This is a genomic window from Bradyrhizobium lablabi, assembly GCF_018131005.1.
GTDB lineage: Bacteria > Pseudomonadota > Alphaproteobacteria > Rhizobiales > Xanthobacteraceae > Bradyrhizobium > Bradyrhizobium lablabi_D.
Genome location: NZ_JAFCJK010000001.1, coordinates 171585 through 194334 on the forward strand (window position 1 = coordinate 171585; position 22750 = coordinate 194334).

Sequence of the window (22750 nt, forward strand, 5' to 3'; positions counted from 1 at the left end):
ATAGGCGACCGACCGAGAATCTGTCTCCAGCGAGGCTCTCAAATCCCTTCGAACTGCAGTCGCGCGAGCCGTGCATAGAGGCCGCCCGCGGCGACCAGCTCGGCATGGGTGCCCTGCTCGACGATCTTGCCCTGCTCCATCACCAGGATGCGGTCGCAGGACAGAACGGTCGCCAGACGATGCGCGATGACGAGCGTGGTGCGGCGGCGCATCAGCGCTTCCAGCGCGGTCTGCACCAGGGTTTCGCTCTCGGCATCGAGCGCCGAGGTCGCCTCGTCGAGCAGCAATAGCGGTGCATCGCGCAGGATGGCGCGCGCGATTGCGATGCGCTGGCGCTGTCCGCCGGACAGTGTCACGCCGCGCTCGCCAAGCTGCGCTTCGAAACCGCCGGGCAGCCGGCGCAGGAATTCGGTCGCATGGGCGAGGTCTGCGGCGCGCTCGACCTCGGCATCGTCGGCGTCGGGCCTGCCGAAGCGAATGTTTTCCCGCGCGCTCGCCGCGAACACGACGGAGTCCTGCGGCACCAGCGCGATGCGCGCGCGCACGGCGGCGGGGTCGGCCTCCCTGATCGGCACGCCGTCGAACGAGACAGAGCCCGATTTGGGATCGTAGAAGCGCAGCAGAAGATGAAACAGCGTGCTCTTGCCAGCGCCGGACGGGCCGACGATCGCGACCTTCTCGCCCGAACGCACCGACAGCGAGACGCCGTCCACGGCGAGCACGTTGGGCCGCGCCGGATAGGCGAAGCTGACATTGTCGAAGCCGACATCGCCACGCGGAGGCTGCGGCAGCGCGCGCGGCTCGGCCGGCGCCGCAATCTCCGGCCTGACGCGCAGGATCTCGAACAGCCGTTCGGCCGCGCCCGACGCGGCCGACACCTCGCCCCAGACCTCGCTGAGCTGGCCAAGGCCAGTCGCGGCAAACGCCGTATAGAGGATGAACTGCCCGAGGCGGCCGGGGCTGATCGAACCGGTCAGCACGTCATGCGAGCCGACCCAGAGGATCACGACGACGCTCGAGAACACGATGAAGATGATGATCAGCGTCAGCACCGCGCGCGCCCGGGTCGAGCTTCGCGCCGCCTCATAGGCCTGCTCGACCTCGCCGCCGAAGCGCGTGTTGGCGAGCCGCTCGCCGGTATAGGCCTGCACGGTACGGATCGCGGAGACGAGCTCGGAAGCATAGGCGCTGGCGTCGGCCAGCGTATCCTGGGCGTTGCGCGAAAGCCGCCGCACCCAGCGGCCGAACGCGACCAGCGGGATCACGATCACCGGGATCGCCAGCAGCACGAAGCCGGACAGCCTGGGGCTCGTGATCACCATCATGGCGACGGCGCCGATGAACAGCATCATGTTGCGCAGCGCGATCGAGACCGAGGCGCCGACCGCGGACTTGATCTGCGTGGTGTCGGCGGTCAGCCGGGAGACCAGTTCGCCCGAGCGCGCGGAATCGAAGAACGACGGCGACAGCGCGGTCAGATGCGCGAACACCTCGCGCCTGAGATCGGCGACGATCCGCTCGCCGATGGTCATCACGAGATAGAAGCGGGAGGCGCTGGCACCGGCCAGCACCGCAACGACAACGATCATCACGCTGAAATAGCTGTTGATCATCGCGATGCCCTCCGGCGAGAAGCCGAAATCGATCATCCGCCTGACCGCGACCGGCACGACGAGGGTGGTGATCGCCGCGACCGTCAGCGAGATGAACGCGAGGATCGCCCGGCCCTTGTAGCGCGCCACGTAGGGCGCGAGCGCAAGCAGCGGCCGCAAGCGGGCGCGGCTCTTGGCGGGCTCCGTCAATTGGCTTTCGATGAAAGCCTCTTCCTCGAGCAGCGCGTCGCGCGGCGGAGGCGGGGCGCTGCGAGGGGTCTCAAGCTGTTCGGCTACGCTCATGAATTTTAGACCGGTTCTACCGTCCTCAGATAGGCCCGCGGACCCCCGGCTGGCAAATCCCGCGAAGCCCAAATCCGGGACAGACCTGGCTTGTTTTAGGGGGGCCCTTGCGCTATAGAGCGGCCCAAATCCCGTATCCCAGCGATCTTGAGACGGGCGCCGGCGCGCCGAAGGAACTGCCATGAAAGCCGATATTCATCCGAATTATCATATGATTAAGGTCGTCATGACCGACGGCACCGAGTACACGACCCGCTCGACCTGGGGCAAGGAAGGCGACACGCTGAACCTCGACATCGACGCCAAGTCGCACCCGGCCTGGACCGGCGGCACTCAGCAGATCATGGATCGTGGCGGTCGTGTGTCGCGGTTCCAGAAAAAGTTCTCGGGCTTCCTCAAGAAGGACTAGGTTCCGTTAGAGGTCGCACGCTCCGATCGGACGCAAACGCCCCTGCCCAGCGGGGGCGTTTTTGTTTGGTACCCTGCGAGACATGGGCGCCCGTTCTCGCGACATGATTTGTCCGAGGTTTGCGTCAGTTTCACCCTCTCATCGATCAGAGGGTGCAGGGAAAGCCGGGTGCCGATCGCACCCATGGGCCCCGTGCAACAAAAAGCACGGGGGTAGGACCACAGGTGTAACCGGAAACAACCCGGCTTTCCCTGCGCGATGGTTTACGGCTTATACGTGATCTCCTCGGCGAGACCGGGCTTTGTTGCCACCGTCATCAGCAAGAGGCGCTGGCCTCTCACGAACTTAACACCAGCCACTGGGGCGTCAGGACCACACGATTTCGCCGTCCGCATCGCATGCGCTCGTCAGTTGCACACTCCGCGTCCACCGCATCTCACCGCAACACTCGTGACGATCGCGTAGCGCCCCTCAATCGGGTGAGACGGGCAGATTAAACGGCTGATTTGGGTGAAACGCGAAGCGGAATGTTTTTCGCGCGAGGTCTTGCCTCGTCGGGCAAATCAATGATCGCGCCAGGAAGTGGCTATTAAGCCCGTCATCCTGAGGTGCTCGCCTCGTCGGCGAGCCTCGAAGGATGAACGGCCTCAGTCAGGCCGTCGCGCTTCGAGACGGCCGCTCTGCGGCCTCCTCAGCCGCAGCTCCCAACGTCGGTAGCTCGGCCGCACTGGGGCTTTGCGTGATTGGGCTGGTTGGCGTGTTCCTCGCTGGATATCCGGGCTACTTCGTCTTCGACGCCATCTGGCCGAGCTTTTTCTACTCGCCGGTCAGTGCAGGAAAGAACGCGTGGCTATTGTGTCAAGCGGCCTTCATCGGCATCTATTTGGTCGGAGCCTTGCTGATGTTCATTGCGGTTCGTCGCGCACTCAACGCAATTCCCGCAACGATCTGACTAAAAACGCTCCGGAAAGTCCTCGTAGCTCAGACAGCCCAATGTCCGTTACTGGGCCACAAGCTGCGGTTTCGTTTACTTCGCCCTTCCCATAGCGGACAAGCGCCATGCACGGGGTGCGGTGCGTGACCGTCATTGTGCACGAGCGTCGGGGTCGGCGGCGCAAGGCAACACCGCGCCGTCGACCTTGACGGCGGCCGGCAATGGGACGCACCCCGTCATGTCGCGGGAGCCGGTGACCCCCGTGATCAGTCGCGTCCCGCGCTGGAGCGTCAGGTAGTTCCACACCCAGTTCATCGCCACGATGGCGCGATTGCGGAAGCCGATCAGGTAGTAGATATGTGCGACGCTCCAGACGAGCCAGCCTGGCAAGCCGCTGAGCTTCAGCCAGTGTATTTGTACGATTGCGCTCTTGCGCCCGACAGCCGCGATCGAACCGAGGTGGCGGTAACGAAATGGCGGGAAGGTCTTCGACTTGTCGCGGGCGATCAGTAGCTTCGCGACATATTTGCCCTGTTGCTTGGCGACTCCCGCGTCGCCAGGCATCGGCTTGCCGTTCGCGCCGAGCATGAGGGCGGCGTCGCCGATGACGAAGACGTTCGGATGACGGGGGACCGAAAGGTCTGGCTCGACCTTGACGCGGCCGGCGCGATCGTGTTCTGCGCCGAGCCATTCAGCGGCGGGCGTTGCCTTGACGCCAGCAGCCCAAATAACGGTGCGAGCCTCGATGCGTTCCGCGCCGATCGACACGCCGCCGCCATCGCATCCTGTGACGCCCGCTCTGAGACGCACCTCGACTCCGAGCTGCTCGAGTGAGCGGCGTGCCGCCTCAGACAGTGGCGGGTCGAAGAGCGTCAGCAGCCTCGGCGCGGCCTCGACCAGGATGACGCGGGCGGTGCGCGGGTCGATGACACGAAAGTTCGACGCTAGCGCGCGATTGGCGAGGTCTGCGATGGAGCCCGCCATTTCGACGCCGGTCGGACCGCCGCCGACCACGACGAAATTCAACAAACGTCGCCGCTCGTCCGCGTCCGGCTCGGTCTCGGCGTGTTCGAAGGCGAGCAGAATCCGGCGGCGGATATAAGTGGCGTCATCGACAGTCTTGAGTCCTGGTAAAAACTCCGCCCATTCGTTTCCGAAATAGGCATGTTCGGCTCCGGTGGCGATGATCAGGTCATCGAACGTAATGCGGCGCCCCTCGGCAAGGACTTCACGGCGTGCAACATCGACGCCGGAGACCGTGGCCAGAATGACCTTGACGTTGTCGGCGTTCCGAAGGATGCCGCGGATGGGAGAAGCGATGTCGGCTGCAGACAGGCTGGCAGTCGCCACCTGATACAGCAGTGGCTGGAACAGGTGATAATTGTGTTGATCCACGACGGTGACGTCGAGCGGCGTCTTAGCCAGCCGTTTGGCGGCGCTTAGGCCACCAAATCCGGCCCCGACAATCACGACGCGGCGACGAGCCTCCGCGGCGGCCTGAGACATCGCACATCGCTCTCGTTGGCACAGTACGGATGATGCCCCTGAGCGAGGAGGTACCATGCCCTCACTGAGCCTTGGAAGACACGTATCCGCGAGCGTTCACCGATCGCAGCCTCCTTCAAAAGATCAAGTCCTATCGTTCGCCTCTTCGCCCTTCCAAGAAAAGCAATGTCGCTTAATGGCCCTCGTGCGAAGTGCAGGCCGAACATGAAATGGTCCGCTTATCGGGGTGAACCGGAAGTGACTGGCCGACTTTCCTACCCAACGGCGCTTTCTAAGACCAGACCGGACATCGATGCTGCCGGCATGGAATGCCTACGGGTTATCGGGAGCAATCGTTAAATCATGCGGCCCGATGTCGGCTGCTCCACAAACTGGACCCGGGCTGATTTTCGTAGGACACTGCAACCTGCTGCTGGGGAGCCGTGCGATGCTGCGACATCTCGCTTGCCTGTTTGCTTTTCTGGTAGCCATTGCGTTGGCGCCCGGCGCGACAGCAGCCGATATCAAGGTGATGATCTCGGCCGGGTTCTTCAGTGTGTATAAGGAGCTCGGTCCCGCGTTCGAGACATCGACAGGGCACAAGCTCGTCACCACACGCGGGCCTTCGATCGGCGATTCACCTGAAGCGATTCCGGCGCGTCTCACCCGTGGCGAGGAGGCCGACGTCGTGATCATGGACGGAGTCGGCGTCGATCTGCTGGACCAGCGCGATCTGGTTCGTCCCGGCAGCCGGACGCCGCTCGCGGAATCGTTCATCGGCATGGTCGTTCGAGCGGGTCAGCCCAAGCCCGACATCAGCACGATGGAGGCGCTGCGCAAGACGCTGCTGGCAGCCAGATCCATCGCCTGCTCGGACAGTTCGAGCGGCACCTATCTGTCGACGATCGGATTCAGGAAGCTCGGCGTCGCCGACGAGATCTCCGGCAAGACGCGCAGGGTGCGCGGTCCGCCTTCGGGCGAGCTCGTGGCCGCAGTCGTCGCCCGCGGGGAGGCGGAAGTCGGGTTCCAGCAGGTACCCGAACTGATCCACGTCCCGGGCGTCGATTTCGTCGGCACGGTGCCGTCCGACGTACAACCGCCGACCCTTTTTGTCGGCGCGCTGCCCAAGAGTTCACAACATCCCGACGCCGCGGTCGCCCTGCTGCAATTCCTCTCCTCTGCAGAGGCCGCAGCCGTCATCACGAAAGCCGGATTGAAACCATTGCCGGCGCGTTGAAGGTCGCACCGCCGCGCCAACATCTTGGAGCCAAAGCGGGAGCCGGCCGGCCGGAGTTTCTCAAGCGCGCGCCCGCCATAGCGTAAGCGCAAGCAGCATATAGGCAGCACACGTCCACAGCGACTGCCAGTTGCCCGGCCCTTCGCTGACCGCCGTATAGAGTGCTGCTACGAAAAACACACCGGAAAATATCGATTCCGCCATTGGGCGGCTTCCTTTCTCGGGGCGGTTGAGCAATGCCATGGCGGCGAAAGGAACCGCCGCCATAGTGAGGGCCGCAAAGGGAAAGTCCTTTTCGCGCGGGTCAAACACAAAACCAAGCGCGGTTTGCGTGCCGATCAAGGTGGTTACGATCAAGATCAATCCGTGCATGATCGCCGGCACCGATCGAGTCCGGTCGTCCGTCGGACCCAGCAATTCCAGAAATACGGGCGGCGCGCGCCCCGACATCAGGGCGTTGGCGCCGAATACCGGCGAAGCAGTTGCCGCCACCAGAAGTGCGCCCCATTGAAGCCAGCTACCCACTCCGTAACTTTCATAGAACATCTTTTGGGCGGCCACCCCAAACAGGATTCCGGCTGTAGTTGCCGATATTCCGACCGCGCACCATGCGACGAGCCGGGGCCGCCGAGGTTTGCGGCGCAAGGTCAGCCATGCAGCGCCGAACACCAATATCGCCAGCGCCATTCCGCTGCTCATTTGCAGCTTCCAGAGCGGAAAATTGCTGACGGGGATGCCGGGCGGATATTTCACCGTGCGCTGCACGGAATCGAATAGGCCCCAAGATCCGCCGACCGTGCCCTCGAGCTCTTGCTTCCACAATTCATCATAGGCCTCGAACAGGTTGACGCGGAAATTCTCGCGCTGGGCAAGCTCGAGGACCTCCGAGATCACCCGGGCCTGATTGGTGCGCGAGGGTAGCGCTGGCCCGCGCATCCGCCCCTCGCTCGGCCAACCTGTTTCTCCGATCAGGATTTCCTTACCCGGAAATGCCGACGCCATCTGCCTGCGGATGGCGTCAACGTGAGCAGCGGCAAATTTCGCCGGGACCGGGACATTTTCCCAATACGGCAGGATATGAATGGTTACGAAATCGACGGCGTCATAAAGTTCACGATAGCGCAGCCAGTACTCCCAGACGTCGGAATAGGTGACGGGGACGGGCACCTGCGCTTTGACCGAGCGGATTAGGGCGGAAAGGTCGGAAGCCGTCATTTCACGGTGTAACAGAACCTCGTTGCCGACCACGAGCGCGGTGATGGTTTCCGGATATTGCCGGGCGAGGCGTATGCCCGTCGATATCTGCGTCGAGTTCTTCTGCCGATCCCTACCGAGCCAAATTCCCTGAATGACTTTCAGCCCCACCCTGGCCGCAAGTTCGGGAATCTGATCGAGACCAAGATCAGTCGCATAGGTACGGATGCAGTCGGTTATTTTGCCAAGCTGGGCGAGATCTTCCGCGATCTGTTCGCGCGACACTTGCGTCGCCGGCGACAGCGACGTCTGGTGATCGCGGAAGGGCGCGTATGATATGCATTGCAGTTTGGCATTCGGATCGATCGGTGCGCGCGCCAAGTTGATCGGTATGGCCAGCCACCACCACACCACGGCGATCGCACCCAGCGATATGGCGAGAAGCGCCAGAGGCGCGCGAAGCGAAATGATTCCGTCCTCCAATGCAAGGGTCGTCGATCGACCGGCGTGCTGCCCTGACCCGACAACAATAGGTCAGCATCGCCGGCCCGCACCTGATCTGTGAAAGCTGCCGCCAGATCGTCCGTGCCGCAAGAGGCGAGTGACCTCCGACGATGATCTTGAGGTTACCGCAGGGCGGGTAGAAATAATCATCGCCGCCTTACGAGATGAACTCACGGGACCGGCGGCAATGTGGCCTCTCCTTGACGCTCGCCATGCTTGCTAACGAACGTCACCTGTCGGACCCGCAGCGGACAACGGCCAGAACGTTTGCTCCTACTGACGCGCTGTCAAAGAAGCTCTGATCGGTCATGGTGCTGACGCAATCTCTGTCTTACTCGGTGAGCACTAAAAACACTGTGTGAGGACCACCCTGGTTCCCACAACGGTTCCATCGCCAGGTTGGCGCGAATCCGCAAAAGATTGGCACGAGTTCGTTAACGCCTCCGCGTTCGCTTGACCATGTTTTGCGGCATCGGGAACCGAATGATCAAAAATCAATCGAGGAGTTATGATGCTGTTCCGCTCCAGCGCCGCTATTTGCGGCGCCGCAGTTGCGCTTACCGTTTCAGTTACAGTTGCTCGAAGTGAAATCGGTGCGGTTCATTCAATCGCCGTCGTCAACGCTGCTTCCGGCGAAGCGATTGTTGGCGCAGCATCCACGTACAATCCGTTCCGGCCCGGAAAGCAGGAAGGCGGCCCGGACACAGCATCCGGTGAGCGCTATGATCCCTCTGTCTGGGCGGCAGCCATCAAGACAAGCTTGCGCCAGAAATTCGGTGGGGTCCAATACGGCGCGAGGCCGAAGTATGCCCTCGTTGAGGCCGTAGGCAAGAAGGTCATCGTCAAGATAAATGACGTGGGGCCACTGACGCCTGGCCGCATCATTGACCTGAATGAGCGGACGATGCGCTATTTCGATCCAAGCCTGCAGCTCGGAGTAATCCATAGCGTAAGCGTCAGGCCGCTTTCAGGAGACTACTGGATCCCCGGACCGGTCCTCGATGGCTTCCTCACAGCTGATCTCTGAGGCGATGCCACGTCTGGCGGAAACCGCCGCGCATTTTTCCGGATCACGCTCCAGGCAAGTTTGCGATTGAGAGTGCTGTTGCCAACGCAGGAGTGTACGACTACGCTTTAGCTTTGGTAGGCCCAAACGGTCTTGCGATCGGGCGCGCTCATATGCCCAAGTTTCTTCGCATCGGAGTCCATCAGTCGAACGTATCCGGATATACGTCGAAGGCATGGTGCGTTCACCGGGTTCGCTCGACGGTTTTCCTGAAGTGGGGTGCCGTCGAGGTCCAAGGCATCGGAGATGGGCGAAAGATTTGCTGGACGGTCCCACCGAGGGCGAAAATAATCCGTTGCGGCACGGTGCAGCGTGCCAAAGACTATACAAAGGCCGCGATCGCGCGGCGACGCAACCATCGCTATGAACCGCTGACTGGAAATATTGCGATCCGGCGCCGACCGTCTGATCGTTCCGCCGAGCTCGAACAAGTGCTCGCCACGATCCTGTTTGTCGACATCGTCCGGTCCACCGAAAAAGCAGCGCGGCTCGGCGATTCGCGTTGGGCGCAGGTGATGAATCACTATTTCGCCGCCGTCCGTAGAGAGCTGAAGACTTTGCGCGGAAAGGAAGTTGTGACGACGGGAGACGGACTGCTGGCGACGTTCGGCACGCCGGCTGCCGGGATCCGTTGCGCGACCGCAATCCGCGAGGCAGTGCGCACGCTGGGGCTGGAGATCAGGGTGGGGCTGCACGCGGGCGAATACAAGGTGAGCGGCGCTGAGGTGTTTGGTCTCGCGTTTCACATCGGCGCGCGCGTCGCCGCGAAAGCGCGTGCCGGCGAAGTTCTGGTCTCGAGCGCAGTCAAGGATCTGATGTCGCAGTCTGGTATCCGCTTCAAGGATCGCGGCGTTCACCAACTCAAAGGCGTGCCGGAGCGATGGCGCCTGTACCGGGTCGAACATTAAGGTGTCCCGCGAAAGTGGCCACTGTTTTGCAATTGGCTCGATGTCGCGAGTTCGCATGGCGGATCGCGGGACAATTCCATCGTCGGCACACGCTTACGTCGGCGGGATCATCGCCGCAACTGCTCGATCGACAGGATTGTCGCTGGCGTCAAGACCTGCGATGACGCCGGCCCGATCCTCCGCGTTGCGGTTCTGGCTCATCTTTTTCTTGGCGTCGATCCGCGTGATCGGCAGGCGGAAGCCGACGATGCCGCGCAGTTGCGCAGTTATGAAATCATCCGGCGCATCGCTGACCTGCCAGGCCTCGACGCGAACGCTTTCGTGGCGTTCGGTCAGGCGCGTCACCACGTCGCGCAGGCGATCGGCATCCTCGAAGAATTCGGCCACGCCATAGGCGTGCACGGCGACATAATTCCAGGTCGGCACGACCTTGCCGTGCTCGGCCTTGGTTACATACCATGAGGGCGTGACATAGGCGTCGGGTCCGCTGAAGATCGCCATCGCCTCCCCGACCGCCGGCGTCTTCCACTGCGGATTTGGCCGCGCGACGTGGCCATAGAGCGTGCCGTATCGGCCCTCCTCCTCGTTGAGGATGAGCGGCAGCGGCGTTCCGATCAGCCCGTCCGCAGTGGCGGTGACCAGCGTCGCAAGCCGCGACGCGCGCATCGCGGCGTGAATCGCGCCAAGCTCGTCCATCTTGAAATGCGGCGGAAGATACATGCCCGGCCCTTTCGTTGTTGGCGCAGCATAACGCCAAGGCGGCTGAAGGTCAGCCGCGCGATGGGGCTCGGGCGGGGCTTAGAGCATGATCCGGAAAAGTGTGCAGCGGTTTCCCTCGCGACAAACGCGCAGCGTTTGCGCGGAGATCATGCGCAAACAACAAGCTAAAGCGCGATGATGATTCATCCTGATCTCATCGCGCTTTAGACTCGCGGAAACGCGGGTCTACCTCTCGAACGCAGCCTTGAGGCGGTTGAGCTGCGGCACCAGCGGGTTGCCGATCGCGGAACGATCCGGTGCCGGCGCATGGATCGTCACGTCGAGCCGGCGGACACGCGACTGCAGGTCCATCGAGCGCGCGATCAGGTCCTGCAATTGTTCCGGCAGCTTCGCGATCATCTCGACCGGGCCGGGATCGGCGGCCGACAGCTTGACCTTGGTCTTTTCGCGGTTGGCCTGGGTCAGCGTCATCTCGCCTTCCTTCACCGCGCGATGCAGCAACAGCCAGGACGCCAGTTGCATCAGCCGCGTGGTCAGGCGCATGCTCTCGGTAGCGTAGGTCAGGCTGACGGACCGTTCGAGCGCCTTGGCCTGCGTGCGGCCGTCGCCGTCGAGATAGGCGGCCGTCTCCTCGACCAGATCCATGCCCTCCCGGAACAAGACCCCGAAAGCCGCGGAATTGGTCAGCCGTTCGCTGAACAGCACGAGTCCGGATTCGCCGAGCGAACGATCCGCCATGGTTAACGCCCTCACACCACTATTACCCCGGCCGGCTTCTTCGGCGCCGGCTTATGATGAACAAATCATTGCGCGGGCGCGGCGAAGAGTCCAGCCGCAAACCCGAATATGGTTTCCAGCAGTCGGGATGCAAAAAAGAGCCGCCGTTTCCGGCGGCTTTGAAGTTGATAACAGGGAGGCGTCAAACAGAGTGGACAGGAGCCACTCGGTGTCCAAACAAGGACAATACAGTTATAATCGAGAAAGCTTAACTGATCGTAAACGAGCAAATTTCTTTAGCCTTTGTTTGCCATGTCGGCCATTGACCTAGTCTGGGACACGCGCGCAGCCGTCCCGCGCGGCAAGCGGCAGCTAACCTGGCTCAGGAGATGTTTTGCAGAGCTATGGCTTGAAGAACGCGTTCGCGGCATCCTTCGACGCGCGCTTCCTGGTCATCGCTTCTTTCAGACGCTCGACCTCGGCGTTCAACAGCGCGATGCGCTCGGTCAATTCCTCGACCGACAACAGTGAGAGATCCTGACCGATCTCGTGCGTGATCTTCTTGCGCGGCCGGTCTTCGTCCTCAATCGGCATGTATCCCTCCCGGCAATCGTGCCTCCTCGGCGGACCGATCTGGCGTTTTCAACCCCGAGGTGATATCTGTCGGCACAAGGAGAATTTTGCAGTGACTTTCGTGTGCGCGCAACAGCTGACGCGAATGCCCCGGTCCGACCGCAAGGAGTCTGACCGGAGGGGATAGCGCGCGTCCGTGCGCGAGGCATGAGCTGACCCTGGCCCTTCCGATCATGCGGGAGGGCCTTTTGATTTTCCGATTTGTCCGGGTCGGCATCAGCAAACGCGAAAGACCGCTACCATGGCCAAAATCCTCATCACCAGCGCCCTTCCCTACGTGAACGGCGTCAAGCATCTCGGCAATCTGATCGGCTCCCTGCTGCCTGCCGACGTCCACGCCCGTTTCCGGCGGCAGATCGGCGACGACGTGCTGTTCATCTGTGCCACCGACGAGCACGGCACGCCGGCCGAACTCGGCGCCCTCAAGGCCAATCAGGACGTCCAAACCTTCTGCGACGCGCAGCATGCCATCCAGGCCGACATCTACCGCCGCCTTGGCCTGTCCTTCGATCATTTCGGGCGAACCAGCTCGCCGCAGAACCGGACGCTGACGCAGCATTTCTATCGCCGGCTCGACGAGGCCGGCCTCATCGAGGAACGCGAGTTGCGGCAGATCTGGTCACCGGTCGATCAGCGCTTCCTGCCGGATCGCTACGTGCTCGGCACCTGCCCGTATTGCGGAGATGAATCGGCGCGCGGTGACCAGTGCGACCATTGTGGAACGCTGCTCGATCCACCCGAGCTAATCGCGCCGCGCTCCGCGCTGTCAGGTGATCGCGCACTTGAAATCCGCACCAGCCGCCACCTGTTCCTGCGCCAGTCACGTCTCGTCGACAAATTGAGCACCTGGATCGAGAACCGCAGCGGCTGGCCGCCCTTCGTGGTGTCGACCGCAAAAAGCTGGCTCACCGCCGACCTGCGGGATCGCTGCATCACGCGCGATCTGGCCTGGGGTGTCCCTGTCCCGCGCGAGGGGTTCGACGCCAAGGTGTTCTACGTCTGGTTCGATGCGCCGATCGGCTACATCGCGGCCGCGCAGCAATGGGCGGCGGTCGATGCGGTCCGCGACTGGCGCCGATGGTGGTGGCAGGCCGATGACGTCAGCTACATCCAGTTTCTCGGCAAGGACAACATCCCTTTCCATACCGTCAGTTTCCCCGCGACGCTGATCGGTTCCGGCGAGCCATGGAAAACCGTCGACGTCATCAAGGGATTTCACTGGCTCACCTATGAGGGCGGCAAGTTCTCTACCAGCCGGCATCGCGGCATCTTCACCGATCAGGCGCTGGAGGAATTGCCCGCCGATCTCTGGCGCTGGTGGCTGATCGCCAACGCGCCCGAGAGCGCCGACACCGACTTCAGCATCGCCAAATTCGTCGCCGACGTGAACAAAGACCTCGCCGACATCTTCGGCAACCTCGCCAATCGCATCATCAGCTTCGCACACCGCGCCTTCGACGGTCGCATCCCCGCGGGTGGCGTGCCTGATGACGCAGAATCCGCGCTAGCGAACGATCTCGGGCGACGCATCGCAGCGCTCCGCCGCCATCATGAGGCGCTCGAGTTTCGCGCCGCGGCCGCTGCGACGCGCGCGATCTGGGACACCGCGAACGCCTATCTGCAGCACGCAGCGCCCTGGGCCTCGGTCAGGTCCGATCCCGATCGAGCAGCGGTGGTGACGCGCACGGGGCTCAATCTCGTCTGCATCTGCGCCGTCGTGGCATGGAGCATCATCCCTCATTTGTCCGAGCGCGTGCTGCGCGCCTTCGACCGCTGCGATGCGATCCCACACTGGCCCGATGGCCCACTCGCCGCCCTGCTCGACGGCGGCGCGGGCACTGAGGTGGCGCGGCTCACTCCGCTGGTCGAGAAAATCACGCCTGAGAGAGCAAGCCATCTGGCGGCGCGGTTCGGCGTTTAATGGCGTTCCACTCCGGCGGAAAAGGCGATATGCCATCCGCCGATCCTCATCACAGACAAGGACGAACCATGCCAACTCTGCCCGCGCAAATGACCGTCGTCGCTATCAGCAGGCCGGGCGGCCCGGAGGTGCTGGTGCCGGAGACCCGCGCGTTGCCGGTTCCGGGTCCGGGCGAAATCCTGGTCAAAGTGCAAGCCGCTGGCGTCAATCGGCCCGACGTCGCGCAGCGCTCCGGCGTCTATCCGCCGCCGCCCGGCGCAAGCGACCTGCCCGGCCTCGAAATATCAGGCGAAGTGGTTGCGCTGGGCGAAGGCGCGACGCGGCACAAGATCGGCGACAAGGTGATGTCACTCGTCGCGGGCGGCGGCTACGCGCAATACTGCATCGCGCAGGACGCACAGGCGATGACAGTGCCGCCCTCGCTCACGATGCAGGAAGCCGGCGCGCTTCCGGAGACGCTGATGACGGTCTGGCACAATGTCTTCGAGCGCGGCGGGCTGAAGCCGGGCGAAACCATTCTGATCCATGGCGGCTCGTCCGGCATCGGCACGATGGCGATCCAGCTCGCGAAAGCGTTCGGCGCCAAGGTGATCGTCACCGTAGGCTCGAAGGACAAGGCCGATGCCTGCCTCAAGCTCGGCGCCGATCACGCGGTGAACTACAAGAGCGAAGACTTCGTCGATGCGGCGAAGAAGATCACCGGCGGCGGGGTCAACCTCATCCTCGACATGGTCGGCGGCGACTACATCGACCGCAACTATGAGGCTGCTGCCGTCGAGGGGCGAATCGTCCAGATCGCGTTCCTGTCGGGAACGCCCAAGGCGACCGCCAATTTTTCCAAACTGATGATCAAGCGCCTCACACACACCGGCTCAACGCTGCGCCCCCGTAGTAATGCGGATAAGGCGGCCATGGTCGCGGCCATCGAAGAAAAGGTGATGCCGTTGCTGCGCGAAGGCCGCATCAAGCCGCTGATGGACAGCACATTCCCGCTGGAAAAAGCCACTGACGCGCACCGGCGCATGGAGACCAGCGAACATATTGGCAAAATTGTGTTGTCAGTTTAGCGATCGCGGCCGAAGCGTAGGCGGAAACCCTTTGATTCGCTTCGCTTTCGTGTCATTTATCGCGCCACGCCGGGCCGTTCGCCGGGCTCGGACCGATTGATCGCGGAGTAATGACATTGCGTCTGGTCAGGTGCCTTGCGCTGCTGGCGCTGGGTCTCATGATTTTTGCCGCTGCGCCTGACGCGTATGCGATCGATGCTGTCAGCGTCCGCAGCGACGCGCCCGCGATCGACCTCACCGCCGTGCTCGATCATCAGCGCAGCGAGGCCGACCGCATCCAGGTCTCCACCGCTCCCGGCACTGACGGCATCGTGCGCCGCATCGAGGTCCGCGCCCGCGAGGGCGGGCAGAATTGGGTGGTGTTCGCGCTCGCCAACAACACCGACGACCAGCTCGACCGTTTGATCGTTGCGCCGCATTATCGCATCGTCTCGTCGGGCCTGCTGTGGCCCGACCTCGGCTTGTCGCGCATCGCCACGATCACGCCCTCAGTCGGCGATCGTCCCGAGCGGCAGGAGAGCCCCACCGCCGACGTATTCCGCATCACGCTCGATCCGGGTGCTGTCGTCACCTTCGTCGCCGAGCTGCGCACAGACAAGCTGCCGCAGCTCTATCTGTGGGAACCCGAGGCCTACAAGGACAAGGTCAACTCGTTCACGCTCTATCAGGGCATCGTGATCGGCATTTCCGGACTGCTTGCCCTCGTGCTCACCATTCTGTTCGTGGTCAAGGGCTCGATCATGTTCCCGGCCGCCGCGGCGCTGGCCTGGGCGGTGCTGGTCTATATCGGCGTCGATTTCGGCTTCTGGGCCAAGGTGCTCGACATGTCGAACAACGCCGAGCGCGTCTGGCGCGCGGCCGGCGAAGCCATCCTCGCCGCGACGCTGCTGGTGTTTCTGTTCGCCTACCTGAATTTGAGCCGCTGGCACGTGCGCTACTCGCATATCACGATCGGCTGGCTCGCCTTCCTCGGCTCACTGGTGGCGCTCGCGTTGTTCGATCCGGCTGTTGCCTCCGGCATCGCGCGGATATCGCTCGTCATGATCGCCTTCGTGGGCTTTGCGCTGATCGTCTATCTCTCGACCCACGGCTTCGACCGCGCAGTGCTGCTGATCCCGACCTGGTTCCTGCTGGTGGTCTGGGTGATCGCGGCCGGAATGGCGGTCGCGGGTTCCGTCACCAACGACATCGTCGGCCCGGCACTGCTCGGCGGTCTCGTGCTGATCGTGATGCTGATCGGCTTCACCGTCATGCAGCACGCCTTTGCCGGCGGCGGCGCCACCACCGGCGTCGTCTCCGACGTCGAACGACGCGCGCTGGCGCTCACCGGCTCCGGCGATCTGATCTGGGACTGGGACGTTTCCGCCGACAAGGTCTTCACCAGTCCGGAGACCGAAATCCTGCTCGGCTTGAAGCGCGGCACGCTGGAAGGACCGGCCGCCAAATGGCTGGAAGTGCTGCACCCGCTCGACCAGGACCGCTTCCGCGCCGCGCTCGACAGCGTGCTCGACCAGCGCCGCGGCCGCCTGGTGCAGGACTTCCGTCTGCGCACGCCCGACGGTCACTTCATGTGGTTCGCGCTGAAGGCGCGTCCTGTGGTCGGCTCCGACGGCGAGGTCTCGCGCGTGGTCGGTACGTTGACGGACGTGACCGAGTTCAAGAATGCCGAAGAGCGCATGCTCCACGATTCCGTCCATGACAACCTGACGGGCCTGCCGAACCGGAAATTGTTCATCGATCGCCTCGGCGCGGTGGCGAATCTCGCCAAGGCCGTGCCGACGCTGCGGCCGACGCTGATGGTGATCGACCTCGACCGCTTCAAGCAGGTCAACGATTCCGTCGGCATCGCGGTCGGCGATTCCATCCTGCTGACGCTCGCGCGCCGGCTGACCCGCATCCTGAAACCGCAGGACACGCTGGCGCGGCTCGCCGGCGACCAGTTCGGCCTGATCCTGCTGTCGGAGCAGGATTCGGCGCGGATCACCAATTTCGCCGAGACCATTCGCAAGACCATCCGCGCGCCGATCGCGTTCAACGACCGCGAGATCTTCCTGACCGCCTCGATCGGCCTTGCGCTGTCTGATCCGCAAGCCCCGCTCACGGACGAGATCATCAAGGACGCCGAGCTTGCCATGTATCACTCCAAGCGGATCGGCGGCGACCGTATCGACGTCTACAAGCCGGCGATGCGCGCGCGCAAGACCGACCGCCTGACGCTGGAAAGCGAACTGCGCCGCGCCATCGAGCGGCAGGAAATAACGATCCTGTACCAGCCGATCGTACGGCTGGAGGATCGCTCGATCGCGGGCTTCGAGGCGCTCGCGCGCTGGGACCATCCCAAGCTCGGTCGGATGTCGCCGTCGGAATTCATCGCCATCGCCGAGGAGATCGGACTGATCGTCGATCTCGGCATGTTCGTAATGGACCAGACCGCGCGGCAGCTCGCGGTGTGGCAGCGCGCGATGCGCGCGCGCGATCCGATTTTTGCCAGCGTCAATGTCTCCTCACGGCAACTGCTGCGTCATGACCTGATCCACGATATCAGGACCGTGCTGTCGCGCTCTTCCGTCGCGCGCGGCACGCTGAAGCTCGAGCTGACGGAGTCGCTGGTCATGGAGAATCCGGAGCATGCCGCGCAGATGCTGGCGCGGATCCGCGAGCTCGGCACGGGGCTGTCGCTCGATGATTTCGGCACCGGCCACTCCTCGCTCTCCTACCTGCAGCGCTTCCCATTCGACACCATCAAGATCGACCAGTCCTTTGTCCGCACCACCAGCCGCGGCACCCGTCCGGTGATCCTGAAATCGATCATCGCGCTCGCGCACGATCTCGGCATGGAGGTCGTCGCGGAAGGCGCCGAGACCGATTCCGACGCTGTCGAACTCTACCAGCTCGGCTGCGAATACGCGCAAGGCTTTGCCTTCGGCGAGCCGATGGACGCCGACGCCGCGATGCGGCTCCTGACCGAGGAGCGGCTCGAGGCGACCGGCTGAGGCGCTACCAGGCTGGGCAGACCAGAGCATGATCCGGAAAGGTGCGTTCCGGTTTTCCCTCGCGACAAACGCACAGCGTTTGCGCCGAGGTCACGCTCAAACAAAACGATGATCTAGCGCGCGGCGCCCGACTTCGGCATCCGCTTGAACTTCACGCTCTTGCCGTCGGCCTGGCGCGTCGCGATATAGCCGCCCTCGAGGCAGGCTTCGCGTTGCGGCATCTTCTCCTGCGGGCTGCGCAGAGTGTCCCACCACGATGCGCGCTGCGCGGCGCGCGGCAACGCCGCGTCGATGAGCGCCTCGATCTCGTCGAAGGTCAGCACGAACTCCGGAAGATGCTGCTTCTTCAGGTAGTCCCGCAGCGCCTCGTAATCGTTCACTTGGGTCCTCAATGGCGCAGATCCGGCAACCATTCGTTAACGCATTTGGCGGTCCATGTCGCCACTTAAGGCGACAACAATGTTTTGCGTACATGACGTCGCTTGGAGCGGTTCATGTCAATTCGGCGGAGAAAAGACGCAAGGCGGCACTGGCGGCTATCGGCAAAGCTGCTGATCGCCTCGTCGATTGCGACCGTTATCGGCTTCTCCGCGATCTGCGTCAGCGTGATGCTCGATATGCGCCGCGGCGAGGAAGAGCTGGCCCGTCAGATGCTGGAGAACGTGGCGTCGGGCATCGACGCTGACATCAGCCGCAACATCGAGCTTTACGACCTGTCGCTGCGAGCGGTCGTCAGCAACCTGGTGATGCCGGAGATTCACAGCGTCAGCAAGGAAATCCGCCACCTGATCCTGTTCGATCACGCCTCGACTGCCAAGCATTTCGGCGCGATCCAGGTATTCGATGCAGAGGGCAATCTGACCATCGATGCCGCGAGCCTTGATCCGAGGCCGGAAAACCGCGCCGACGAGGAGTATTTCACGATCCACCGCGATCATCCTGACGCCGGGCTGTTCATCAGCCGGCCGATGCTGCATCGCAGTGCCTATGTGATCGTGCTGAGCCGGCGCATTACCGGTGAGGATGGACGTTTCCTCGGGGTGGTCGTCGGCTCGATCCGCTTCAGCTATTTCCACGATCTGTTCGGACGGCTGAACCTTGCTCCCGGCGATACCATCACCGTGCTGCGCCGCGACCGCACCATCATCATGCGGACGCCGTTCGACCTTGATGTCATCGGCAGGAACCTGTCGGAGCAGCCGGACTGGAACGCGGAGAATCTGAAGGAAAAGGAAGGTGCGTCATTTGCGGGAAGGGGGCCGATCGACGCGACGCCGCGGCTCTATGTCCGGAGCATGGGCACAAGCCCTCTCTTCGTCGTGGTTGGAAAGCCGCTGGAAAGCGTCTTCAGTCTCTGGCGCACCGAAGCGATGCGGATCGGCGCCGTAATGGCGGCGTTGGTCGTGTTCGTGCTCGGCACGGCGTCACTGCTCGCCCGCGAGATCAGCCGGCGCGCCGATGCCGAGGACAGGCTCGAGGAAATGGCGACCACCGACGCCCTCACCGGCCTGAAGAACCGGCGCAAGTTCGACGCCGAGATCGACGTCGAATGGCGGCGCGCGGCGCGGCTCGGCATGCCGGTCGCGCTACTGATGATCGATGCCGACCACTTCAAGGTCTTCAACGACACCTACGGACATCAGGCCGGCGACCAGGTGCTGGTCGGGATCGCGATCTGCATCTCGGACTCGGTGCGCCGGGCCGGCGATTGCGCGGCGCGGTTCGGCGGCGAGGAATTCGCCGTGCTGCTGCCTGGGACCAGCGCCATTGATGCGCTCGGCGTCGCCGAGGCAATCCGCTTCAAGGTCGAGCAATGGTGCGAGGGCGAGACCATCACGACAGTGAGCATCGGCGTTGCCAGCGTGAAGCCGGCCGTGGGCCAGCAATGGTCGGACCTCGTCGAAGCCGCCGACAAGGCGCTCTATGCCGCCAAGGCCAATGGCCGCAACCAGTCGGTCGTCGCGAGCTTGTCCCCGATTTCGCTGGTGGCGTGACGCAACGCCGATGGCCGCGACGACCGGTCGCGCCACAATTTACCATTATGGGGTATGCCCGTAGGCAGCCAGCAGGGCGTGCGGTAGTATGCTTCAGTGCCCGTTCATCAACGGCGGCGAGGTATCGCAATGCCATTGCTGGAATTGCCGCACTGGCTGATGATTGCCGGAGCCCTGCTTGTATTGGCGGGGCTCGTTGGCTTGGCCTTCGGCCGAAAGAAGGAAGCCGAAGCCAAAGTCGAGCCCGAGGTGCTTCCCGGAGACGTCGACTCCTGGAGGGACGACCAGCCCCGATCACCGCCAGGTCACGGCAGAAGCGCAGCTTGACGACTGGCGAACCGCCTCAGGCCGATAAGCCGAGGCGCATCCCGCCATTCTGCGTGCGCCGAATTGCGAGTTGCGCTGCCTACAAAGCTGCCAGGCCTCACTCCTTCAGATATTGCCTCATCACGGTGCGCAGACCGTCGCGCAAATCATCGCGCTTGAGGCCGAACGCGATGTTGGCGCGAAGGAAGCCGGCCTTGGAGCCGCAATCGTGGCGCTCACCCTCGAACTCGACGCCGTAGAATTTCTGCGTCTTGGCAAGGCCGATCATGGCGTCGGTAAGCTGGATCTCGCCGCCGGCGCCACGCTCCTGGGTCTCCAGTATCTTGAAGATTTCCGGCTGCAGGATGTAGCGGCCGGTGATCGAGAGATTGGAGGGCGCGGTGCCCTTCGGCGGCTTCTCGACCATGCCGTCGACCTCGAAGATCCTGCCGGTGCGCTTGCCTACGCCGCAGATGCCGTATTGGTGAGTGAGGTGGTCGGGCACCGCCTCGACCGCGATCAGGTTGGATTTATCGCCGAGCGCGCTCGCGGCCTCGATCATCTGCTTGAGGCAACCTGGCGTGTTCAGCACCAATTCATCAGGCAGCACCACCGCGAACGGCTCGTCGCCGACAATGTCACGCGCACACCATACTGCGTGCCCGAGGCCGAGCGGCGCCTGCTGCCGGGTGAAACTCATAGCACCGGCTTCCGGCTGGCTCTGCGCCAGGATCTCCTGCTCGGCCTTCTTGCCGCGTGCGGCGAGCGTGGTGTCGAGTTCGAACACGCGGTCGAAGTGATCCTCGATCGCGCCCTTGTTGCGACCGGTGACGAACACGAAATGCTCGACGCCGGCTTCCCTGGCCTCGTCCACCACGTACTGGATCAGCGGCTTGTCGACGATGGTCAGCATCTCCTTCGGCATCGCCTTGGTGGCGGGCAGCACGCGGGTGCCGAGACCGGCGACGGGAAAAACGGCTTTGCGGATCTTCATGGGATTATCGGAAGCCTTCAGGGTGGGACACTGCGGACGCTCTGCGTTGATGCGTTTGCCTTGCGCGAACCGGAATCCGCTTCGCTCGAAAACGCCATCATCACATCTTGGTAGCCGGTTTGCAGCCGGTAACAAAGGCGGATGTGTGGTCCAGATGAATTCCGCGAAACTCCGGCCCCAAATAAGGCCGGCATCAAAATCTCGCCTTTGTTAAGCTGTTGGAAACTGTGACAGGGCCTTCTGAAACGGCACGTTTTAAAGGCAGGCGGACCCCATGCGGTCGAGCGACACATCGAGGATCGGGTTGAGCTGCGCGATACTGACCGCGCTGGCGCTGCTGCTGCCTGCCAATGCCTTTGCTCAATCGCCGGGCAACGGGCTGTCCGACCTGTTCGGCAACATTTTTTCGGGACCGAAAGCCACGGCCCCGGCGCAATCGGCCCCTGGTCCGGACGGCGCGCCGCCGCCCTGGAGCGGCGAGGACGGCGCGTCGGGCCATCCGTTGATGACGGCGGATGCAATCCGCCAGGCCGCCGCAAATTTTCCAGCCTGTGTCGCCGCGATGTGGCCGGATGCCGCACGACGCAACATCAGCCAGCAGAATTTCGAGCGTTTCACCGCGGGGCTCGAGCCCGACCTGCGCATCATGGATCTGCTGGATTCGCAGCCGGAATTCACCAAGGCGATCTGGGACTATCTCGACATTCTCGTGAACGACGCGAGACTCGCCCGGGGCCGCGAGATCCTTGCGAAGTACAAGCCGCAATTCGATGCGGCCGAGCAGGCCTTTGGCGTGGATCGCTACATCATCGCTGCGATCTGGGGCATCGAGTCGAACTACTCGACGCAAATGGGTGACCGCAGCGTGGTGCAGTCGACCGCCACCCTCGCCTGCATCGGACGCCGCCAGGCCTATTTCAAGGACGAGTTCCTGTCGGCGCTGGAAATCCTCAACCGCGGCGACCTCAGGCCTGAGCAGATGCGCGGCTCATGGGCTGGCGCATTCGGCCCGACCCAGTTCATGCCGACGGCGTTCAAGCGCTACGCCGTCGATGGCGACGGCGATGGCCGCCGCGACGTCGTCGACGATCCGAGCGATCTGATCGCCTCGACAGCCAACAATCTGAAGAAGGACGGCTGGCAGAGCGGCGCGAACTGGGGCTACGAGGTCGTCGTGCCCCAAGGCTTCAACTACATGCTGGCCGACCGCGCCAAGGTGATGCAGCTGTCGCAGTGGGAGCATCTCGGCGTCAGGCGCGCCAACAACCAGCCGTTCCCGCGCCCCGCGGAGAAAGCGTATCTGCTGGCACCGGCCGGTGCCGCCGGCCCGGGTTTCCTCATGCTGCAGAACTTCCGCGTCATCATGAAATACAACCCGGCGGAAGCCTATGCGCTCGCCATCGGTCATTTCGCCGATCGCCTGCGCGGCGGGCCGCCCTTCGTGCAGCCCTGGCCGCGCCAGGAACGGGTGCTGTCGCGATCGGAACGACTGGAACTGCAGCAACTCCTTGCCGAGCGCGGTTTCTACCGCGGCACGCCGGACGGCCAGTTCGGCGGCCAGACGCGTGAGGCGCTGCGCGGCTTCCAGGCCTCGATCGGGGCGCCAGCCGACGGGTTTGCCTCGGCCGAGGTGCTGGAGCGCCTTCGGGCCAGGTAACGAGCCGTGTTCCTGGTGAATTCCCCCATCCGCGCAATGAAATTAACCCTGACATGGGCAATGTGGCGGTAGCCTTGACGGCGGTTTGTCGGGGCCATTTATGGTGGAAAAACTGC

General features: G+C 63.2%; 18 protein-coding genes. 10 read left to right on the plus strand and 8 right to left on the minus strand.

The features are described 5' to 3' along the window. Positions 1-38: 38 nt before the first annotated feature. Positions 39-1895 (minus strand): ABC transporter ATP-binding protein/permease, encoded by a 1857-nt coding sequence (locus JQ553_RS00825; protein ID WP_212497989.1) that lies wholly within the window; start codon positions 1893-1895, stop codon positions 39-41. 181 nt (positions 1896-2076) lie between these two features. Here JQ553_RS00825 and rpmE point away from each other — a divergent pair, with 181 nt between their 5' ends. Then, positions 2077-2304 (plus strand): 50S ribosomal protein L31, encoded by a 228-nt coding sequence (gene rpmE / locus JQ553_RS00830; RefSeq protein WP_212497990.1) that lies wholly within the window; start codon positions 2077-2079, stop codon positions 2302-2304. 637 nt (positions 2305-2941) lie between these two features. After that, a complete protein-coding gene (locus JQ553_RS00835) occupies positions 2942-3256 on the plus strand; it encodes a hypothetical protein (protein WP_212497991.1) in 315 nt (104 codons plus the stop codon). A gap of 132 nt (positions 3257-3388) precedes the next feature. Here the strand turns inward: JQ553_RS00835 and JQ553_RS00840 are convergent, their stop codons facing one another. Next, positions 3389-4744, minus strand: a complete 1356-nt coding sequence (locus JQ553_RS00840) for an NAD(P)/FAD-dependent oxidoreductase (RefSeq protein ID WP_212497992.1) — start codon at positions 4742-4744, stop codon at positions 3389-3391. 427 nt (positions 4745-5171) lie between these two features. Between JQ553_RS00840 and JQ553_RS00845 the strand changes: the two genes are divergently transcribed. Then, positions 5172-5960 carry a substrate-binding domain-containing protein gene (locus tag JQ553_RS00845; protein WP_212497993.1) on the plus strand — a complete coding sequence of 263 codons (789 nt, stop codon included), beginning with the start codon at positions 5172-5174 and terminating at the stop codon, positions 5958-5960. A gap of 60 nt (positions 5961-6020) precedes the next feature. Here the strand turns inward: JQ553_RS00845 and JQ553_RS00850 are convergent, their stop codons facing one another. Further along, a complete protein-coding gene (locus JQ553_RS00850; RefSeq protein WP_312015076.1) occupies positions 6021-7568 on the minus strand; it encodes a glycosyl hydrolase family 17 protein in 1548 nt (515 codons plus the stop codon). Positions 7569-8166: 598 nt separating this feature from the next. Here JQ553_RS00850 and JQ553_RS00855 point away from each other — a divergent pair. Continuing rightward, positions 8167-8685: a septal ring lytic transglycosylase RlpA family protein gene (locus JQ553_RS00855; RefSeq protein ID WP_212497994.1), complete on the plus strand. Its 519-nt coding sequence runs from the start codon at positions 8167-8169 to the stop codon at positions 8683-8685. Positions 8686-8837: 152 nt separating this feature from the next. After that, positions 8838-9632, plus strand: coding sequence for an adenylate/guanylate cyclase domain-containing protein (locus JQ553_RS00860; protein WP_212497995.1), 795 nt, complete (start codon positions 8838-8840; stop codon positions 9630-9632). A 93-nt stretch (positions 9633-9725) separates the two neighbouring features. On the opposite strand, the gene JQ553_RS00865 is transcribed toward JQ553_RS00860, so the two are convergent. From JQ553_RS00865 to JQ553_RS00875, 3 genes are all read right to left on the minus strand, one after another. Beyond that, the gene (locus JQ553_RS00865; protein ID WP_212497996.1) at positions 9726-10352 is read right to left on the minus strand and encodes an FMN-binding negative transcriptional regulator; all 627 of its coding nucleotides are present in this window, start codon (positions 10350-10352) and stop codon (positions 9726-9728) included. 225 nt (positions 10353-10577) lie between these two features. Further along, entirely contained in the window at positions 10578-11090 is a 513-nt protein-coding gene (locus tag JQ553_RS00870; protein ID WP_212497997.1) for a DUF1465 family protein, read from the minus strand. A 381-nt stretch (positions 11091-11471) separates the two neighbouring features. Continuing rightward, positions 11472-11663, minus strand: coding sequence for a DUF1192 domain-containing protein (locus tag JQ553_RS00875; protein ID WP_212497998.1), 192 nt, complete (start codon positions 11661-11663; stop codon positions 11472-11474). Positions 11664-11901: 238 nt separating this feature from the next. Between JQ553_RS00875 and metG the strand changes: the two genes are divergently transcribed. From metG to JQ553_RS00890, 3 genes are all read left to right on the plus strand, one after another. Next, positions 11902-13623 carry a methionine--tRNA ligase gene (gene metG, locus JQ553_RS00880; protein WP_409363029.1) on the plus strand — a complete coding sequence of 574 codons (1722 nt, stop codon included), beginning with the start codon at positions 11902-11904 and terminating at the stop codon, positions 13621-13623. A gap of 68 nt (positions 13624-13691) precedes the next feature. After that, the gene (locus JQ553_RS00885) at positions 13692-14690 is read left to right on the plus strand and encodes an NAD(P)H-quinone oxidoreductase (protein ID WP_212498000.1); all 999 of its coding nucleotides are present in this window, start codon (positions 13692-13694) and stop codon (positions 14688-14690) included. 116 nt (positions 14691-14806) lie between these two features. Continuing rightward, positions 14807-17683 (plus strand): EAL domain-containing protein, encoded by a 2877-nt coding sequence (locus JQ553_RS00890; protein WP_212498001.1) that lies wholly within the window; start codon positions 14807-14809, stop codon positions 17681-17683. 113 nt (positions 17684-17796) lie between these two features. Here JQ553_RS00890 and JQ553_RS00895 read toward each other — a convergent pair whose 3' ends face one another. Then, complete coding sequence (locus tag JQ553_RS00895; protein WP_212498002.1) at positions 17797-18063, minus strand: hypothetical protein; 267 nt, start codon at positions 18061-18063, stop codon at positions 17797-17799. A 114-nt stretch (positions 18064-18177) separates the two neighbouring features. On the opposite strand from JQ553_RS00895, the gene JQ553_RS00900 reads away from it, so the two are divergent. Continuing rightward, positions 18178-19677 (plus strand): sensor domain-containing diguanylate cyclase, encoded by a 1500-nt coding sequence (locus JQ553_RS00900; RefSeq protein WP_212498003.1) that lies wholly within the window; start codon positions 18178-18180, stop codon positions 19675-19677. 424 nt (positions 19678-20101) lie between these two features. Here JQ553_RS00900 and galU read toward each other — a convergent pair whose 3' ends face one another. Beyond that, positions 20102-20977, minus strand: a complete 876-nt coding sequence (galU, locus tag JQ553_RS00905) for a UTP--glucose-1-phosphate uridylyltransferase GalU (RefSeq protein WP_212498004.1) — start codon at positions 20975-20977, stop codon at positions 20102-20104. Positions 20978-21251: 274 nt separating this feature from the next. Between galU and JQ553_RS00910 the strand changes: the two genes are divergently transcribed. Further along, positions 21252-22634, plus strand: a complete 1383-nt coding sequence (locus JQ553_RS00910) for a lytic murein transglycosylase (protein ID WP_212498005.1) — start codon at positions 21252-21254, stop codon at positions 22632-22634. The last annotated feature ends 116 nt before the right edge of the window (positions 22635-22750 follow it).

Bases quoted from the DNA above. Each gene is read 5' to 3' on its own strand.
- JQ553_RS00825 (WP_212497989.1), bottom strand. From the start codon at position 1,895: ATGAGCGTAGCCGAACAGCTTGAGACCCCTCGCAGCGCCCCGCCTCCG.
- rpmE (WP_212497990.1), top strand. From the start codon at position 2,077: ATGAAAGCCGATATTCATCCGAATTATCATATGATTAAGGTCGTCATG.
- JQ553_RS00835 (WP_212497991.1), top strand. From the start codon at position 2,942: ATGAACGGCCTCAGTCAGGCCGTCGCGCTTCGAGACGGCCGCTCTGCG.
- JQ553_RS00840 (WP_212497992.1), bottom strand. From the start codon at position 4,744: ATGTCTCAGGCCGCCGCGGAGGCTCGTCGCCGCGTCGTGATTGTCGGG.
- JQ553_RS00845 (WP_212497993.1), top strand. From the start codon at position 5,172: ATGCTGCGACATCTCGCTTGCCTGTTTGCTTTTCTGGTAGCCATTGCG.
- JQ553_RS00855 (WP_212497994.1), top strand. From the start codon at position 8,167: ATGATGCTGTTCCGCTCCAGCGCCGCTATTTGCGGCGCCGCAGTTGCG.
- JQ553_RS00860 (WP_212497995.1), top strand. From the start codon at position 8,838: ATGCCCAAGTTTCTTCGCATCGGAGTCCATCAGTCGAACGTATCCGGA.
- JQ553_RS00865 (WP_212497996.1), bottom strand. From the start codon at position 10,352: ATGTATCTTCCGCCGCATTTCAAGATGGACGAGCTTGGCGCGATTCAC.
- JQ553_RS00870 (WP_212497997.1), bottom strand. From the start codon at position 11,090: ATGGCGGATCGTTCGCTCGGCGAATCCGGACTCGTGCTGTTCAGCGAA.
- JQ553_RS00875 (WP_212497998.1), bottom strand. From the start codon at position 11,663: ATGCCGATTGAGGACGAAGACCGGCCGCGCAAGAAGATCACGCACGAG.
- JQ553_RS00885 (WP_212498000.1), top strand. From the start codon at position 13,692: ATGCCAACTCTGCCCGCGCAAATGACCGTCGTCGCTATCAGCAGGCCG.
- JQ553_RS00900 (WP_212498003.1), top strand. From the start codon at position 18,178: ATGTCAATTCGGCGGAGAAAAGACGCAAGGCGGCACTGGCGGCTATCG.
- galU (WP_212498004.1), bottom strand. From the start codon at position 20,977: ATGAAGATCCGCAAAGCCGTTTTTCCCGTCGCCGGTCTCGGCACCCGC.
- JQ553_RS00910 (WP_212498005.1), top strand. From the start codon at position 21,252: ATGCGGTCGAGCGACACATCGAGGATCGGGTTGAGCTGCGCGATACTG.